Origin of the sequence: Pseudomonas sp. FG1 (assembly GCF_034313875.1) — a bacterium.
Taxonomy (GTDB): Bacteria; Pseudomonadota; Gammaproteobacteria; order Pseudomonadales; family Pseudomonadaceae; genus Aquipseudomonas; species Aquipseudomonas veronii.
In genome coordinates, this window is sequence record NZ_JAVIWP010000001.1 from 1,742,094 (window position 1) to 1,757,390 (window position 15,297).

At 61.4% G+C, this 15,297-nt stretch carries 12 protein-coding genes and 2 pseudogenes; 5 read left to right on the forward strand and 9 right to left on the reverse strand.

Annotated elements, in window-relative coordinates:
* Window position 1: 1 nt before the first annotated feature.
* From RGV59_RS08055 to RGV59_RS08065, 3 genes are read right to left on the reverse strand one after another with little or no spacing between them, the layout of a single operon-like run.
* Window positions 2-271 carry a phosphopantetheine-binding protein gene (locus tag RGV59_RS08055; protein WP_102617199.1) on the reverse strand — a complete coding sequence of 90 codons (270 nt, stop codon included), beginning with the start codon at window positions 269-271 and terminating at the stop codon, window positions 2-4.
* A complete protein-coding gene (locus RGV59_RS08060; RefSeq protein ID WP_017849831.1) occupies window positions 249-1,061 on the reverse strand; it encodes a lysophospholipid acyltransferase family protein in 813 nt (270 codons plus the stop codon). The genes RGV59_RS08055 and RGV59_RS08060 overlap by 23 nt, the downstream gene beginning before the upstream one ends.
* Window positions 1,037-1,756 (reverse strand): beta-ketoacyl synthase chain length factor, encoded by a 720-nt coding sequence (locus tag RGV59_RS08065; protein WP_046384950.1) that lies wholly within the window; start codon window positions 1,754-1,756, stop codon window positions 1,037-1,039. The genes RGV59_RS08060 and RGV59_RS08065 overlap by 25 nt, the downstream gene beginning before the upstream one ends.
* A gap of 337 nt (window positions 1,757-2,093) precedes the next feature.
* Here RGV59_RS08065 and RGV59_RS08070 point away from each other — a divergent pair, with 337 nt between their 5' ends.
* The gene (locus RGV59_RS08070; RefSeq protein ID WP_017849829.1) at window positions 2,094-2,864 is read left to right on the forward strand and encodes a ParA family protein; all 771 of its coding nucleotides are present in this window, start codon (window positions 2,094-2,096) and stop codon (window positions 2,862-2,864) included.
* 113 nt (window positions 2,865-2,977) lie between these two features.
* Here RGV59_RS08070 and trxC read toward each other — a convergent pair whose 3' ends face one another.
* Window positions 2,978-3,412 (reverse strand): thioredoxin TrxC, encoded by a 435-nt coding sequence (trxC, locus tag RGV59_RS08075; protein WP_126585357.1) that lies wholly within the window; start codon window positions 3,410-3,412, stop codon window positions 2,978-2,980.
* A 238-nt stretch (window positions 3,413-3,650) separates the two neighbouring features.
* Here trxC and RGV59_RS08080 point away from each other — a divergent pair.
* Together RGV59_RS08080 and RGV59_RS08085 are read left to right on the forward strand one after the other, a co-directional pair.
* Window positions 3,651-3,946: pseudogene (locus RGV59_RS08080) on the forward strand (type II toxin-antitoxin system HigB family toxin).
* A complete protein-coding gene (locus RGV59_RS08085; RefSeq protein ID WP_126585358.1) occupies window positions 3,943-4,344 on the forward strand; it encodes a helix-turn-helix domain-containing protein in 402 nt (133 codons plus the stop codon). Before RGV59_RS08080 ends, RGV59_RS08085 begins: the two are co-directional and overlap by 4 nt.
* 6 nt (window positions 4,345-4,350) lie before the next feature.
* On the opposite strand, the gene selO is transcribed toward RGV59_RS08085, so the two are convergent.
* The 4 genes and pseudogenes from selO to RGV59_RS08105 all read right to left on the reverse strand — a co-directional run.
* Window positions 4,351-5,814: a protein adenylyltransferase SelO gene (selO, locus tag RGV59_RS08090; RefSeq protein ID WP_046490784.1), complete on the reverse strand. Its 1,464-nt coding sequence runs from the start codon at window positions 5,812-5,814 to the stop codon at window positions 4,351-4,353.
* Window positions 5,815-5,862: 48 nt separating this feature from the next.
* Window positions 5,863-9,246, reverse strand: a complete 3,384-nt coding sequence (gene mscK, locus RGV59_RS08095; protein WP_017849824.1) for a mechanosensitive channel MscK — start codon at window positions 9,244-9,246, stop codon at window positions 5,863-5,865.
* Between the two features lie 49 nt (window positions 9,247-9,295).
* Entirely contained in the window at window positions 9,296-11,038 is a 1,743-nt protein-coding gene (locus RGV59_RS08100; protein ID WP_017849823.1) for a potassium/proton antiporter, read from the reverse strand.
* A gap of 230 nt (window positions 11,039-11,268) precedes the next feature.
* Window positions 11,269-12,561 (reverse strand): annotated as a pseudogene (locus tag RGV59_RS08105) (methyl-accepting chemotaxis protein); the annotation flags it as partial.
* Between the two features lie 299 nt (window positions 12,562-12,860).
* On the opposite strand from RGV59_RS08105, the gene RGV59_RS08110 reads away from it, so the two are divergent.
* Both RGV59_RS08110 and RGV59_RS08115 read left to right on the forward strand, forming a co-directional pair.
* Window positions 12,861-13,091 carry a hypothetical protein gene (locus tag RGV59_RS08110; protein ID WP_017849821.1) on the forward strand — a complete coding sequence of 77 codons (231 nt, stop codon included), beginning with the start codon at window positions 12,861-12,863 and terminating at the stop codon, window positions 13,089-13,091.
* On the forward strand, window positions 13,088-13,381 hold the full coding sequence (locus tag RGV59_RS08115; protein WP_017849820.1) for a cell division protein ZapA: 294 nt from the start codon (window positions 13,088-13,090) through the stop codon (window positions 13,379-13,381). The genes RGV59_RS08110 and RGV59_RS08115 overlap by 4 nt, the downstream gene beginning before the upstream one ends.
* Here the strand turns inward: RGV59_RS08115 and RGV59_RS08120 are convergent.
* Window positions 13,378-15,180, reverse strand: a complete 1,803-nt coding sequence (locus RGV59_RS08120) for an acyl-CoA dehydrogenase (RefSeq protein WP_126585359.1) — start codon at window positions 15,178-15,180, stop codon at window positions 13,378-13,380. The genes RGV59_RS08115 and RGV59_RS08120 overlap by 4 nt on opposite strands.
* Window positions 15,181-15,297: the final 117 nt, after the last annotated feature.

Here is a 15,297-nt window from a genome sequence, read left to right on the forward strand (position 1 = left end):
CTCAAGCTGCCTGTTTGGCCGTGACGAACGCCGCAAGGCTGGCCACGTTGGTGAAGTGATTGCGGGTGTCCTTGGCGTCGGCATCGATCTTGATGCCGTACTTTTTCTGGATCGCCAGGCCCAGTTCCAGGGCGTCGACTGAGTCCAGGCCGAGGCCTTCGCCAAACAGGGTTTGGTCGCTGTTGATGTCGTCGACGCTGATGTCTTCCAGGCCCAGGGCCTCGATGATCAGCGTCTTTATGTCGTGCTCAAGGCTGTTTGAGTTGCTCATCTTCGGCGAGCTCCTTAATAAAATAGTGATGCAGGTAATCGTTGAGCTTGCGTGAGGCCTGGGGCGCGGGGCCGAGTGCGGCGAACGCTTGTGGTTCTATATCGGCACCCACCCGTAAACTGAAGTGAAAGCGGCGTTTGGGAATGCGATACCAGGGTTCGGCCTTGGTCAGGGTGGTCGGGCTGACCTTGATTACCACGGGGGTGATGATTGTCGCACCACGCAACGCAATCGCGGCGCCGCCGCGATGAAAGGCAGGCGCCGCGCCGGGTGTGGTGCGGGTGCCTTCTGGAAAGATGATCAGGGTCTGACCTTCGCGCAGCGCATCGGCGGCGGCGTCGAGCATGTCCGCGCTGCCGTCATTGCTGATGTAGCCGGCATCGCGCACCGGCCCACGGGTGAACGGGTTTTGAAACAGGCTCTGCTTGACTACGCAGTTGGTCTGGCGCATCAGGCCGATCAGGAACACCACGTCGATCAGTGACGGGTGGTTGGCGACGATCATCTGGCCGGGGCGCCCGAGTTTGTCGGCACCGTCGACGCTGAACGTGAGAATGCCCAGGCGCTGCATCCACCGAATGAACAACCAGAACAGGCGACTGATGGTATGCCGCGCGCGCCGTTGGTGCTGCTTGGCAGTCCCCGGCAGGCAATTGAGCAACGGAAACACCAGTAAGCGCAGGCACAGCCCGCCGACGCCAAACAGCGCGAAGCTGGCGGCGGTGGCGAACAGGCGCCAGTAGTAGGCGTCCCGTGGCTTGTCGTTCAGGGCTTGCGTTGCCAGTTCCATACGCGGTTCTTCCAGGCGTGTTGGCAGGCGCCCTGTTCGGTCAACAGGGTGCGTAGCAGGTTCAGGGCATGAGGCCACTGGGTGTGAGTGTGTTGGACAGTGCCGGTGCGCAGTTCCAGTTGCCACTCGTCGCCCGGCGTCAGTAACAGGCCGAGGGCGTAGGGGAAGGGCACGTCGTGGATCCAGTTGGCGTAGGCCTCGGGTGGCTGTTCCTCGCTGATCACCAGCAATACCGCCGGGGCGCCTTCGTTGAGCAGGGCCGCCGCTTCGAGCATGCCGTGTTCCAGGCCATCGCCGGCGGCGGCGAGGGCGGTCATTTCGCTGGTTTCATTGCGCAGGATCGACCACAGGCCAATCACCGCGTTATGCACCGACAGGCTGAACTGGGTCGGCGACAGCGGCTGGTCGTTGGCCAGGTCGCTGAGGATGTCGAGGGTGCGCGGGGTTTCGCCGTGGCGGGAAACGAACACCAGCGGCAGGTCTTGCAGGCCCTCGGCCAGCGGCCAGCCCACGCTGAAAGCCATGCGCGCCAGACGGCTCAGGCGGCGGCGCTGCATGGCCGGTAAAAACGAGACGTCGGGGGAGGCTTCGCTGGCGGGTAGCAACACTGGCGCCTGGCACCAGGCGCGCCAGTCGTCCGCACTTTCGAGGCCCGGAGCCCAGGCGCGCCATTGGCTGATATTGAAATTGATCACTGAGAAGATATCCCGCCCCTGCGGGCTTCCATGCGCGGCCACTGGCCCCGAATACCGGGACAGGGAGCAGCAGCCGAGTGGCGCGCATTATCCCGGTGCTGTGGGGTTCTAGCAAACTTTGGTAAATATTTGTTCACGGCCGATTACAATTTGCTGGGGAAGATTTACAGATTGTCCTTCACTGAGAACCGAGCTGGATTGTCGGACTGTTCCTTTTCATTTGTACGTTAGATGCTAGCCCGGACCATTAATGCAGCAGTGCATGGATGAACGAGGTAGCTAACCGGCGCTTTTGCCCTCTACACTCGGGCATTCATTGGTACACGGAGGTTTTTCCATGCGGCGCGTGGTGTTCAATCAAAAAGGCGGGGTTGGCAAGTCCAGCATCGCCTGCAACCTGGCGGCGGTCAGCGCCAGTGAAGGTTATCGAACCCTGTTGGTGGACCTCGATGCACAAGCCAACTCTACTCAGTACCTCACCGGGCTGACCGGCGACGATATACCGATGGGTATTGCCGAGTTCTTCAAGCAAACCCTGTCTTCCGGGCCGTTCGCCAAGAAAAACCGGGTGGATATCTACGAAACGCCCTTCGACAACCTGCACGTGATCACCGCCACCGCTGAGCTGGCGGACTTGCAGCCCAAGCTCGAAGCCAAGCACAAGATCAACAAGCTGCGAAAGCTGCTGGATGAACTGAGCGAAGACTACGACCGGATTTACCTGGATACCCCGCCAGCGTTGAATTTTTATGCGGTTTCGGCGCTGATTGCTGCTGATCGTGTGTTGATCCCCTTCGATTGCGACAGTTTCTCGCGCCAGGCGCTGTATGGCCTGCTGGCGGAAATCGAAGAATTGAAGGAAGACCACAACGAAGGCCTGGAAGTCGAAGGCATCGTGGTCAACCAGTTCCAGGCGCGGGCGAGCTTGCCGCAGCAGATGCTCGATGAGTTGATTGCCGAAGGCTTGCCGGTGCTGCCGGTGTATCTGGCGAGTTCGGTACGCATGCGTGAGTCGCACCAGCAGAACAAGCCGCTGATCCACCTGGACCCACGGCACAAGCTGACGCAGCAGTTTGTGGAGTTGCATAACCTGCTGGAAAACGCCTGACCTAAAGCACTACACAAAACCGATGTGGGAAGGGACTTGCTCCCGATGGCGGTGGGTCAGGCGCAACATAAGCTGATTGATACACCGTCATCGGGAGCGAGCTCCCTCCCACACTAGACCCCTTGGCTGCGCAACCAGCTCATCAACTGCGGCAACGGAAACGCCCCACTCTGACGCGCCACTTCGCGGCCGTTCTTGAACAGAATCAAACTGGGAATCGAGCGAATCCCCAACTGCGCCGACAACTGCTGATTGGCCTCGCTGTCGAGCTTGGCCAGCCGGCACTTGCCTTCCAGCTGCGCGGCGGCCTGTTCGAAGATGGGCGCGAACGACTTACACGGCCCGCACCAATCGGCCCACACATCCACCAGCAACGGCAGGTCGCCCTTGATCTGGCTGGTGTAGTCGCCCTGTTTCAGTTCAAAAGGTTTGTTCAGCAGCACCGGCTGCTTGCAGCGCCCGCACTTCGGCGCATCGCCCAGGCGTTCGCCGGGGATGCGATTGAGGCCGTTGCAGTGCGGGCAGGGAATGACGAGAGGGTTGGACATGGTGGCGCTCCTTTGAGACTGGCCAATAGATCCTATTTGGAGTCAGGTCTGGGGTTTATCAAGGCGTGGGAGCGGTGACTCATCCGTTCACAGTTTCTGCCATGTCGATGTGAAGCCGCTTATCTAGGCTGTTGGAGCGCGTTCTGTTTCCCGCCATCTGTCTGTTTGCGGTTATAGCAAATTGCGATAGTTTGAGTTCGGGTTTAACCTTCATAGCAAGATGCGATAAGGATGTTGCATGCGAGTGATTAGTGAGAAAAGGATCTGGGAAGCAAAGGAAAAGTGCCGCGCTCAGCGAGTGCTTTGGATGAGTGGTACCGACGGATAAAGCGCAATAGCCCAGGAGATTTCGCGTCAATGAAAGGCATTTTTCCTGCGACGGATAAAGTCGGGCAGTTCCATGTGTTCGACATAGGTGGCAATAAACTGAGGTTAATTGCTTTTGTGCGGTACCCAGCACAACGAATTTACATCAAGCATCTGCTCGATCACCGCGAATACGAACAAGACAAGTGGAAGGAGACAATCAGATGAGCGCACTCATTCAGCTCGCCGCTGAACATTGGCAATTTGTTTCACCGTTACTGCGCAAGCCAAAAAACGAGGCGGATTACGATGCACTGGTTACTGCCCTCGACGAGTTGCTGGATTTGGTCGGGGAGGACGAATCAAATCCGCTTATGAGTTTGGTGGATATTCTCAGTGACTGGATCGAAGCCTACGATCACGAGCATCGTCCGATGCCCATCGTCAGTGGTGTTGACGTGTTGCGCGCGATGATGCGCGAACACGGCTTGAATCAAAGTGATCTGCCAGGCTTAGGCACACAGTCAGTCGTTTCCGAGATTCTGAGCGGTAAGCGTAAGCTCAATCTGCGACAGATTAAATGGTTGGCCGAACGCTTTGGGGTTTCCGTGGAGACGTTCATCTAGCCGACTCTACGAAGAACAACTGATCTCCAAATGCTTGCCCCAATCCGGCGGCCGCTGCGCGTACTGCTCCATCCCGGCCTGCTCCTCGAACGGTTTGCGCAACACCTCGTGCAGCCGCCGCACTTCGCTGTAATCCCCCGACTCGGCGGCGCTGATGGCGTTCTGTGCGAGGTAGTTGCGCAGGATGTACAGCGGGTTGACCGCATGCATCCGCGCTCGGCGCTGTTCTTCGCTGTACTCGCCATCGCGCGCCACGCGGGCCTTGTACGCGTCTGCCCAGGCATCGAAGCCGTTCCTGTCGACAAACTCGTCACGCAACCGCGCCACTGCGAGCGCCGCCGGTTCATCGCCCAGGCGGCGGAAGAACAGCGTGTAGTCCACGCCGCTGTTCTGCATCAATTGCAGCAGGCGCTCCAGCAGTTTCTGGTCATCGTCTTCGGCGCTGGTCAGCCCCAACCGGCGGCGCATCAGGTCCAGGTAGTGCGCCTGGTACAGCGGCAGGTACAGACCGAGGGTTTCCTTCAAGGCGTCGACGCTGATAAACGGTGTGAGCGCCTGCGCCAGCGCGCTGAGGTTCCACTGCCCGATCGGCACCTGATTGCTGAAGGAGTAGCGCCCTTCATGATCGGAATGGTTGCAGACGAAGTGCGCGTCAAAATCGTCGAGAAACGCAAACGGCCCGAAATCGAAGGTGATGCCGAGGATCGACATGTTGTCGGTGTTCATCACCCCGTGGCAGAAGCCATAGGCCTGCCATTTGGCGATCAGTGCGGCGTTGCGTTCGACGACTTCGCGGAACATCGCCAGGTACGGTTCGGGCTGTTCCCGGCACTCGGGGAAGTGCAGCTTCAACACATGCTCGGCCAGTGCCGCCTGCTGCTCGGGCTTCTGGGTGTAGTAGAAGTATTCGAAATGGCCGAAGCGGACATGGCTACGGGCCAGGCGCAACACCATCGCCCCGCGTTCCTGCTTCTCGCGCCAAACCGGCGTGCTTGAGCCGATCACACACAGCGCCCGGCTGCTAGGGATGTTCAATGCGTGCAGGGCTTCTGATGCCAGAAACTCCCGAATCGAAGAGCGCAGCACGGCGCGGCCATCGCCCATCCGCGAGTACGGCGTCTGCCCGGCGCCCTTGAGGTGCAAGTCCCAGTGTTCGCCGGCGCGGTTATACACCTCGCCGAGCAGCAAGCCACGGCCATCGCCCAACTGCGGGTTGTAGGAGCCGAACTGATGCCCGGAATACACCATCGCCCGCGGTTCGGCTTCGGCCCACAGCTTGTGGCCGCCGAACAGTTCGGCGAACACTGGCGTTTCGGCCACGGCTGGGTCGAGGTCGAGCAGGGCCATGGCGGCGTCGCTCGCCACGACCAGGCGCGGTTCGTCGAGGGGCTCGGGCAGGACGTGGGTTGAGAACGCGTCGCCCAGGCGTGCGAAGCGATTGTCGAAGGTCAGTTCGTCGAGGGCTTTCACCGGCCATCTCCAGCAGAATGTCCGAGCATTCTGCTGGGGATAGGCGTTTTAGTCGAGCTTGGAGGGTGGCGGCTCGGGGGCGTCCACCACTTTGCCCGGCGGCGGTTCCGGTGCGTCGTGCGTCTCGGCCGGGTTGGCGATGGTGCGTTTTTCGTCTTCTACCGGCACCAGCTTGTACTCCTGGCCGTGCAGGTTTTTCAGGTAAACCTCCATCTGCCGGAACGAGATGTTGATGTGGTTGTTCTTGAACTCGCGGTTGATAAAACGGTTCACCTCGTCGATCACCGGGTTGCGGTCACCGAGGTCGCGCACGTGCATGCGCAGTTCGTGGTCGAGGGTGCTTTCGCCGAAGTTGAGGAAGTACACGTGGGGTTCGGGTTCTTTCAGCACCCGCGGGTTTTCGCGCGCGGCCTGGAGCAGCAGGGCTTTCACCAGGTCGAGGTCGGAGCCGTAGTCCACGCCGAGCTTGAGGGTGACCCGAGTGATGGTGTCGGTCAGCGACCAGTTGATCAGTTGCCCGGTGATGAACGTCTTGTTCGGGACAATGATGTCCTTGCGGTCGAAGTCGGTGATGGTGGTGGCGCGGATGCGGATCTTGCTCACCGTGCCCGACAGGTTGCCGATGGTGATGGTGTCGCCGATCCGCACCGGGCGCTCGAACAGGATCATGATGCCGGAGATAAAGTTGGCGAAGATCTCCTGCATACCGAAGCCCAGGCCCACCGATAGCGCCGCCACCAGCCATTGCAACTTGTCCCAGCTCACGCCGAGGGTCGATAGGGTCGCCACAAACCCCACGCCGGCAATCACGTAGGACAGCAACGTGGTGGTGGCGTAGGCGCTGCCCTGGGCCAGGTCCAGCTTGGACAGCACCAGCACTTCCAGCAAGCCGGGCAGGTTGCGCGCCAGGGCGAAGGTGATGCCGATGATGATCAGCGCGCCGAGCATGTCGCCGATGCTGATCGGCACCATGCTGATATTGGCCCCGGTGCCGCTGGTGTATTCGTAGAGGGTGACGTTGTCGAGGTAGGAGAACACCGAGATCAGGTCCGACCACACCCAGTACAGCGCCGCGATGAAGCCGCCGAGCAGGGCCAGGCGGATCAGGCGCATGGATTGTTCGTTGACCTGTTCGATGTCCAGGGTCGGCTCTTCGATCACCGCTTCGCCTTCGCCGGCTTCCTTGGCGGCCTGGCGTTTTGCCAATGCCCGCGAATAGGCCAGGCGCCGGGCGGCGACGCCCAGGCCGCGGGCGAATGTGGCTTCGATCACCAGCCAGAACATCAACAGGTACAGGGTGTTGATCAACCGGTCGCTGAGCTTCAGCGCGGTGTAGTAATAGCCGAAGCACACGGCGATAAACAGTGCGATGGGCAGCGCGGTAAACAACAGGCCCGCGGTTTTGCGGAACAGTGAGGCTTTCTCGTGGGTCGTGCTGTGCAACAGCAGACGACCCAGCAGCCAGGCCATCAGCGCATAGCAGGTCAGCACCACGCCGATGCCCAGCACGTCGTCGGCCAGGGCTGCCGGCTGGTGCTCGGCAATGGCCACCACGGCCACCAGCGCCAGCACCACCAGCCCGAGCTTGCGTACCCAACCTTGCAGGAATGCGACCTGCGGTCGTTCCCAGCGGAAGTGCAATTCGGCGACGCCGCCTGGCGCGAGGATTCGGTAGGCGGTGTAGAACACCAACCACGCCTGAGCGATCTGCAACAGCGCGGCACCCAGGTTGGCGTTTTGCCCGCGGGCGTCGATCTGCAACGCATAACCGCATAACGCCAGGCCCAAGGCCACGGGCATGGCCAGCAGGATATTCACCAGGATCGCCTGGGGCGTGTGCCATTGGCTGTCACGCTTGAAGTGGCCGATGTCCATGTGAACCTTTTTCAGCCGCGCGTACAAGGCATTGCGCCGCCACAACAGTGCGCCGATCAACAGCAGCAACGGCAAGAACAGCAGCGGGCGCTGGGTCAGGCCGTCGTACAGTTCGCTGACGCTGGAGGCCCAGGGCAGGGAGGTGACTTGCTTGCTCAGGTGATCCGGGACGGTTTCCAGCCACTCGGTGTCCAGCGGCTTGTTGCTGGGAATCCAGAACATCTGCTCATCGAGGGTCGCACGCAGGGTGGTGGCGGTGCTCAGCAGTTGTTTCTGGTTCAGTTGCAGGGTGATCGATTCATTGAGCAGCGCGCTCAGCTCGCGGCTCAGGCGCTCGAGCAGGTCGCTGCGGGTGATCGCCAGTTCCAGCAGAGTGCGCCGCAATTGCGGGGTGACCTCATCCGGCGGCTGGTTGGCCAGCAGGTTATCCACATAGGTGCTGGGCGAGCTGATCAGTTCGCGCTGCTGGTTGACCTCGAACTGGTACAGGCGAATGTTGGCGATGTCGTCGGCGAGGTTGCGGTCGACCGTGAGGCGCGGCAAGGCCTGTTTCTGTTTGTACAGAATCTTCGACAGCAGCAGGCTGCCCTTGAGCACGTTGATCTGTTCGTCCAGCGCCGAGTCGCTCTGGGTCACGGTGTCCAGTTGCTGCTTGGTCTGCAGGTTCTTCTGGGTCAGGTCGTTGAGGCGGTCGGTGCTTTTGAGCAGGTAGTCGGACAGCTTCAGGTTGGCCGCGCTTTCCGTGGCCAACAGGCTGCTGCTGCCGGCTTTCTGCGCTTCGATGGACTGTTGGGTCACCGTCTGCTGGGACTGGGCCAGGCGTTTCTGGTTGATCAGGGTTTGCAGGTCCTGGATCTCTTGTTCCAAGCGCGCGGTTTTTTCCACCACCAGGTCATGCTGGCTGTTGCCCAGGTCTTGCAGTTGGCTGTTGCCGGCCAGTTCCTGGCGGCGCAGTGGGATCAGTGCATTCAGTGACGCCAGTTCGGCGTTCAACTGGTTGCGCTGGTCGGCGCTGAGGGTTTTGCCATTGTCCTTGCCGGCCTTGAGGGTCGCGTTGATCTGTTGGATGCGCGTCTGGCTGCTGCTGATTTCGGTCTGCGCGCGTTCGGGGCGGGTCTGGGCGGCGATGGTCAGGCTGTTGGCGTCGGCCAGGTCTTTTTGCAGGTCGCCTTGCTGGGTGGTGCGCTGCACCAGCAGTTGTTCCAGTTGCGGCACCGGCAAGGTGGCGTAGCGCTGGGCCACCGGGACGACTTTGGTGGCCTTGAGCCGGGTCAGTTCGCGCTGGTTTTCGCTGGTCTGGCGCGGGGCGTCTTGCAGCTGGCGCTTGAGATCGGCCAGGCGCTGCTCGTAATCCTGCTTGTTGCCCAGGTGGGTCAGCGTCTGCTGCAGGATCGCCTGCAGCGCCTTCATGTCGGCGTCGGGTAGCTTGCGGTCGGGCAGCTTGTCCAGGGTTTGCTGGATAGCGTCGGCGCTGGGCGGGTCGGCGGCGTATACGCTGCCGACACAAAGGGTCAGGCCCAGCAGGGCAGTGGCGAGAAAAGTGCGCAGGGTTGGCATAGAGACCGGTCGAGCAAGGTGAAGAATCGGGGCAGTATTGCCCCGCAGTTTAGAGGAAGAGTCCGGGGCCCGGGCGACTTCCTTCGGGGAATCTGACGCCGACTTTGCCAATCTTGTTCCCGTCCATGACTGCGACGGTCCAGATCGTGTTGTTCCACTCCACCTGGTCGCCGACCACCGGCGCGCCGCCGACTTTCTGGGTGATGAAGTGGCTCAAAGGCATGTCCGGGTCGATGCCTTCGAGCTGCAGGCCGTACAGCGCCGAGACCGCGCCCAGCTGGGCGTCGCCTTCGAGGACGAAGTCGCCGAAGAAGCGCAAATCCAAACCGCGTTGCGGCGCTTGGCTGAACAGTTTGCCCAGGGCCGGCAGGTTGTGTTCGTGACCGATCACGCAGAGCAGATCGTCGGCTTCCAGCACCGTACTACCCGACGGATGGAGCAGTTGTTGGCCACGGAACAGCGCCGCGATACGTGTGCCTTCGGGCATTTTCAGCTCGCGCAGGGCTGCGCCGATGCACCATTTTTCCGCGCCCAGGCGGTAGACGAACAGCTCCCATTCACTGGTGACGTGAACTTCCAGGGCGGCGCGGGAAATCGGTGCCGGCTCCGGTGGCACGGTCACTTTCAGCAGCTTGGCCACCCACGGCAGGCTGGTGCCTTGCACCAGCAGCGAGACCAGCACGATAAAGAACGCCAGGTTGAAGTACAGCTGTGCATGGGGCAGGCCGGCCATCAGCGGGAACACCGCAAGAATGATCGGCACCGCGCCGCGCAGGCCGACCCAGGCGATAAAGGCTTTTTCGCGGCCGTGGAACGCCTTGAACGGCAGCAGGCCGACCATCACCGACAGCGGCCGCGCAAACAGGATCATCCACAGCGCCAGGCCCAGGGCGGGCAGCGCAATCGGCAGCAGGTCGTGGGGCGTGACCAGCAGGCCGAGCACCAGGAACATGCCGATCTGGGCGAGCCAGGCCATGCCGTCGAGCATATGCAAAATGCCATGACGGCTGCGCACCGGGCGGTTGCCGATCACCAGCCCGCACAGGTACACGGCGAGGAAGCCGCTGCCGTGCAGGGCGTTGGTCAGGGCGAAGACGAACAGGCCGCCGGCGATCACCAGGATCGGGTACAGGCCGTTGGCCAGGTTGATGCGGTTGACCATCTGCAGCATCAGCCAGCCGCCGCCGAGGCCGATAAGGCCGCCGATGCCGAACTCGCGCACCAGGTGCAACAGCAGGTTCCAGTGCAGGCCGGTCTGGCCGCTGGCGAGCATGTCGATCAGGGTGACGGTGAGGAACACCGCCATCGGGTCGTTGCTGCCGGATTCGATTTCCAGGCTGGCGGAGACCCGTTCGTTGAGCCCTTTGCCGCCGAGCAGCGAGAACACCGCGGCGGCGTCGGTGGAGCCGACAATCGCGCCGATCAGCAAGCCTTGAATGATGTTGAGGTCAAACAGCCAGGCCGCGGCCATGCCAGTGAGGCCGGTGGTAATCAACACCCCCACCGTGGCCAGCGACAACGCCGGCCAGAGTGCCACGCGAAAACTCGCCACCCGGGTGCGCAAGCCGCCGTCGAGCAGGATCACGGCCAGGGCGAGGTTGCCCACCAGGTAGGCGGTCGGGTAGTTATCGAAGATGATGCCGCCGCCGTCGACGCCGGCGACCATGCCCACGGCCAGGATGATCACCAGGATCGGAATGCCCAGGCGGGACGAAAGAGAGCTCACCAGAATGCTCGCACTCACCAGCAACGCGCCGATCAAGAACAGGCTGTTGATGGTGGTCGCATTCAAAGGCAGTACTCCATGGGCAAAATAAGACGGACGCATTCTGACCATGCAGTCTGCGTGCCAGCGATTCTAACCTGTTGAATTGCCGCGCTGTCAAAAAGGTTTTAGCGACGGGCGCCGATCTAAATGTGGGAGGGGCTTGCCCCCGATTGCGATTTGTCAGCTAGCTTATCTACAGCTGACCCACCGCTATCGGGGGCAAGTCGAATCGTCGCACCGCCCCTCCCACATTCTTAGAGGCGAAACCGCCCGACCATCCCGTTCAAGTCCACCGCCAGGCGCGACAACTCGCTGCTCGCGGCACTGGTCTGGCCGGCGCCGGTTGCCGATTGCACCGACAGATCACGAATGTTCACCAGGTTGCGGTCCACTTCCCGTGCCACCTGCGCTTGTTCCTCCGCCGCGCTGGCGATCACCAGGTTGCGTTCATTGATCTCGACAATCGCCGTGTTGATCGTATCCAGCGACATCCCCGCGCCTTTGGCGATGTTCAGCGTCGATTCCGCGCGCTCGGTGCTGTTGCGCATCGAATCCACGGCATGCTCGGTGCCGGCCTGGATACTGCCGATCATCCGTTCGATCTCGCTGGTCGACTGCTGGGTGCGATGCGCCAGCGCACGCACTTCGTCGGCCACTACGGCAAAGCCACGGCCGGCTTCCCCGGCACGCGCCGCTTCAATCGCCGCGTTCAGGGCCAGCAGGTTGGTCTGGTCGGCGAGGCCGCGAATCACGTCGAGCACCTTGCCGATGTCGCGGGACTCATTGGCCAGGTCGCCGATCAGCGTCGCGGTGGCTTGCACGTCGCCGCTCATGCGCTCGATGGCGCTGACGGTTTCCTGCACCAGGTCGCGGCCGTCACCGGCGGAGGTGGTGGCGTTGCGCGAGGCCTCGGAGGTGCTCACCGCATTGCGCGCGACTTCCTCGACGGCGCTGGTCATCTCGTTGACCGCGGTGGCGGCCTGTTCGATTTCGTTGTTTTGTTGGGTCAGGCCACGGGCGCTTTCGTCGGTCACGGCGTTGAGCTCTTCGGCGGCAGAAGCCAACTGAGTGGCCGAGCCGGCGATGCGTTGCAGGGTGTCACGCAGCTTGTCCTGCATCTTGGCCATGGCGGCCAGCAGACGGCCGGCTTCGTCGTCGCCATCGACCTTGATCGGGCGTGTCAGGTTGCCTTCGGCGATTTCTTCAGCCGCGTCCAGGGCCTGGGCGATCGGCAGGGTGATGCTGCGGGTCAGCAGCCAGGCGAACAACAGGGTCAGCGTCGTGGCGATGACCAGCAGCCCAACCACCAGGTCGAAGGCCAGGTTGTATTGGTCTTTGGCCTGCTGATTGGTGGCCAGGGCCATCTTGTTATTGATGTCCGCCAGGCGCGCGAGCACGGCGTTGATCTGCTCGGCGTTGCTCAGCAACTCGCTGTTGAGCAACTCGCGCAGCTCGTCGACCTGATTGGCCCGCGACATGCTCTTCATGCGCTCTTCGATCTGATGGTACTGGGCTAGCAGGCGCACGTATTCGTCGTAGGCCGCGCGATATTCATACTACGAAGAGACATGCGGGAGTCCTGGGGAGAAGCGCGATCCATGCGGCTATGAGACAGGGTGAGTATTACCTATCGGCAGTACGACTAAAGTCTATAGTGGCGTGTGTTTTTATCGCATCGGACGAGGGGCCGGGCCGATTCAGGAACCAGATGGGGGAAATGCAGTCACTAAGGCTCGAAAGTGCGGCCCGGCCCTTAACAATCGGGCTGCGCGCCGGGGATAACCCTGGCATCCGAGGTGAATTTTCTTTATCGTCACCGCCCTTTTAAAAAGCCCAGGAAATCAAAATGTTAGAAGCATCCCTCAGCCAACTGGAACAACTGGTCAGCGACCTGGTACAGCAGAATCAAGACCTGTTGGGCACCAATGAATCCCTCAAGGCGCAATTGGCCCGCGCCAAGGATGAGAATGACAGCCTGCAATTGAACCTGATGGAACAGGAAGAAAAGAACGGCGCGACCGCTGCGCGTATCCAGGCGTTGGTTGAGCGTGTGAGCGCAGGGCCTGTCAGCGCATGAACGAAGGGATAAAGGTCGTTTCGATTCTCGGAGAGGATTACTCGATCAAGGCTCCGGCCGGGGAAGATCAAACCCTGATGCACGCCGTGACCCTGCTCAAGGCCTCCCTGGCCACCACCAAGAAAAAGTACCCGACCCTGATCGGTGACAAGCTATTGGTACTGGCCGCGCTGAACCTGTGCGCCGAGCAGATCGAAATGCAACAGCGTCACCAGCAGGAACTCGACCGTTACCAAGAGCAAGTCAGCGCCACGGTCGAGGTGATTTCCAAGGCTATCGGACAGCCTTAGAACCACTCATCCTGCATGCCGAGGCACGTATCGTCGCGGACCTCCAGTATTGCCAGTTCATGATGGCAGCCCGGTACTTCCCAGGTCAGGAAGTAGCGGGCCGCCTGGAGCTTGCCTTTATAGAACGCGGTGTCCGCCGCATTGCCCTTGGCCAGGCCTTCTTCGGCGCGAATCGCCTGCTCCAGCCAGCGCCAGCCAATCACCGTGTGCCCGAACACCTTCAGGTACAGCGCCGAATTCGCCAGGCTGCTGTTGACCTTGCCTTGGGCGAGATCCGTCAGCAGGCCGATCGTCACGCTTTGCAGGCGTGCCACCAACTGTTCCAGCGGTTCTCTCATGGCCTTCAGCGATGGATATTGCTGCGCCCGTGCGCCTGTTTCGGCGATCAACCGAATCAGTTGCTTCAGGCCCGCGCCGCCGTTCTGCGCGAGCTTGCGCCCCAGCAGGTCCAGGGACTGGATACCGTGGGTGCCTTCATGGATCGGGTTGAGGCGGTTGTCGCGGTAATACTGTTCCACCGGGTATTCGCGGGTGTAGCCGTGGCCGCCGAGGATCTGGATCGCCAGCTCGTTGGCCTTGAGGCAGAACTCCGAGGGCCAGGATTTGACGATCGGCGTCAGCAGGTCGAGCAGTTCGTGAGCGCGCTTGCGCTCGACGTCGGTTGCCAGGGTGGTGGTGTCGTCGAACAGGCGCGCGGCAAACAGGCCGAGGTCGAAGGCGCCTTCGACGTAGGCTTTCTGGGTCAGCAACATGCGCTTGATATCGGCGTGCTGGATGATCGACACCGGCGCGGTACTCGGGTCTTTGCTGTCCGGCAGGCGGCCTTGCGGGCGTTCGCGGGCGTATTCCAGGGAATACAGGTAGCCGGCGTAACCGAGCATCACCGCGCCCATGCCGACGCCGATGCGCGCTTCGTTCATCATCTGGAACATGCAGCTCAGGCCCTGATGCGGTTTGCCCACCAGATAGCCGACACAGTGCCCGTTATCGCCGAAATTCAGCGCCGTGGACGTGGTGCCACGCCAACCCATCTTGTGAAACAGCCCGGCCAGCAACACATCGTTGCGCTCACCCAGGCTGCCATCGTCGTTGACCAGGAATTTGGGCACGATAAACAGCGAAATGCCCTTCACCCCGGCCGGCGCGTCCGGCAGCTTGGCCAGCACCATATGCACGATGTTTTCCGACAGCGGGTGGTCGCCGCCGGAGATAAAGATCTTGTTGCCCTTGAGCCGATAGCTGCCATCCGGTGCAGGCTCTGCGCGGGTACGAATGTCCGACAGCGACGAGCCGGCATGCGGCTCGGTCAGGGCCATGGTGCCGAAGAAGCGCCCCTCGATCATCGGCTGCAGGAAGCGTTGCTTCTGCTCCTCGGTGCCGAAACTTTCGATCAGGTTGGCGGCGCCCATGGTCAGGAACGGGTAGGACGTTGACGCCGCGTTGGCCGCCTGGAAGTGCGCGAAGCAGGCTTGGGACAGCAATGTCGGCAACTGCATGCCGCCGGCTTCGAAACTGCGCGCAGCATTGAGGAAGCCGGCTTCCAGGAAGGCGTCCACGGCCGGTTTGACTTCCGGGATCAGGATGGCCTTGCCGTCCTCGTAGCGCGGTTCGTTTTCGTCGTTTTTGCGGTTATGCGGTGCGAAGTACTTTTCGGCGATGGTGCGGGCGGTACTGATGGCCGCGTCGAAGGTTTCGCGATTATGTTCGGCAAACCGCTCGCGCTGGGTCAGGCCCTCGGCATCGAGGACTTCGTACAGCTCGAAAGCCAGATTGCGGGAACTGAGGAGCGTCTCGGACATGGCGGCTTACCTGTGTGGGAAGGAGCCTGAGTCTAAGTGCGCGAATAGAGGCTGGATAGCAAGATTGATCTGGGTGATGGAGGGGCAGAACGCGGACGAGGAATTGAAATACAGCCA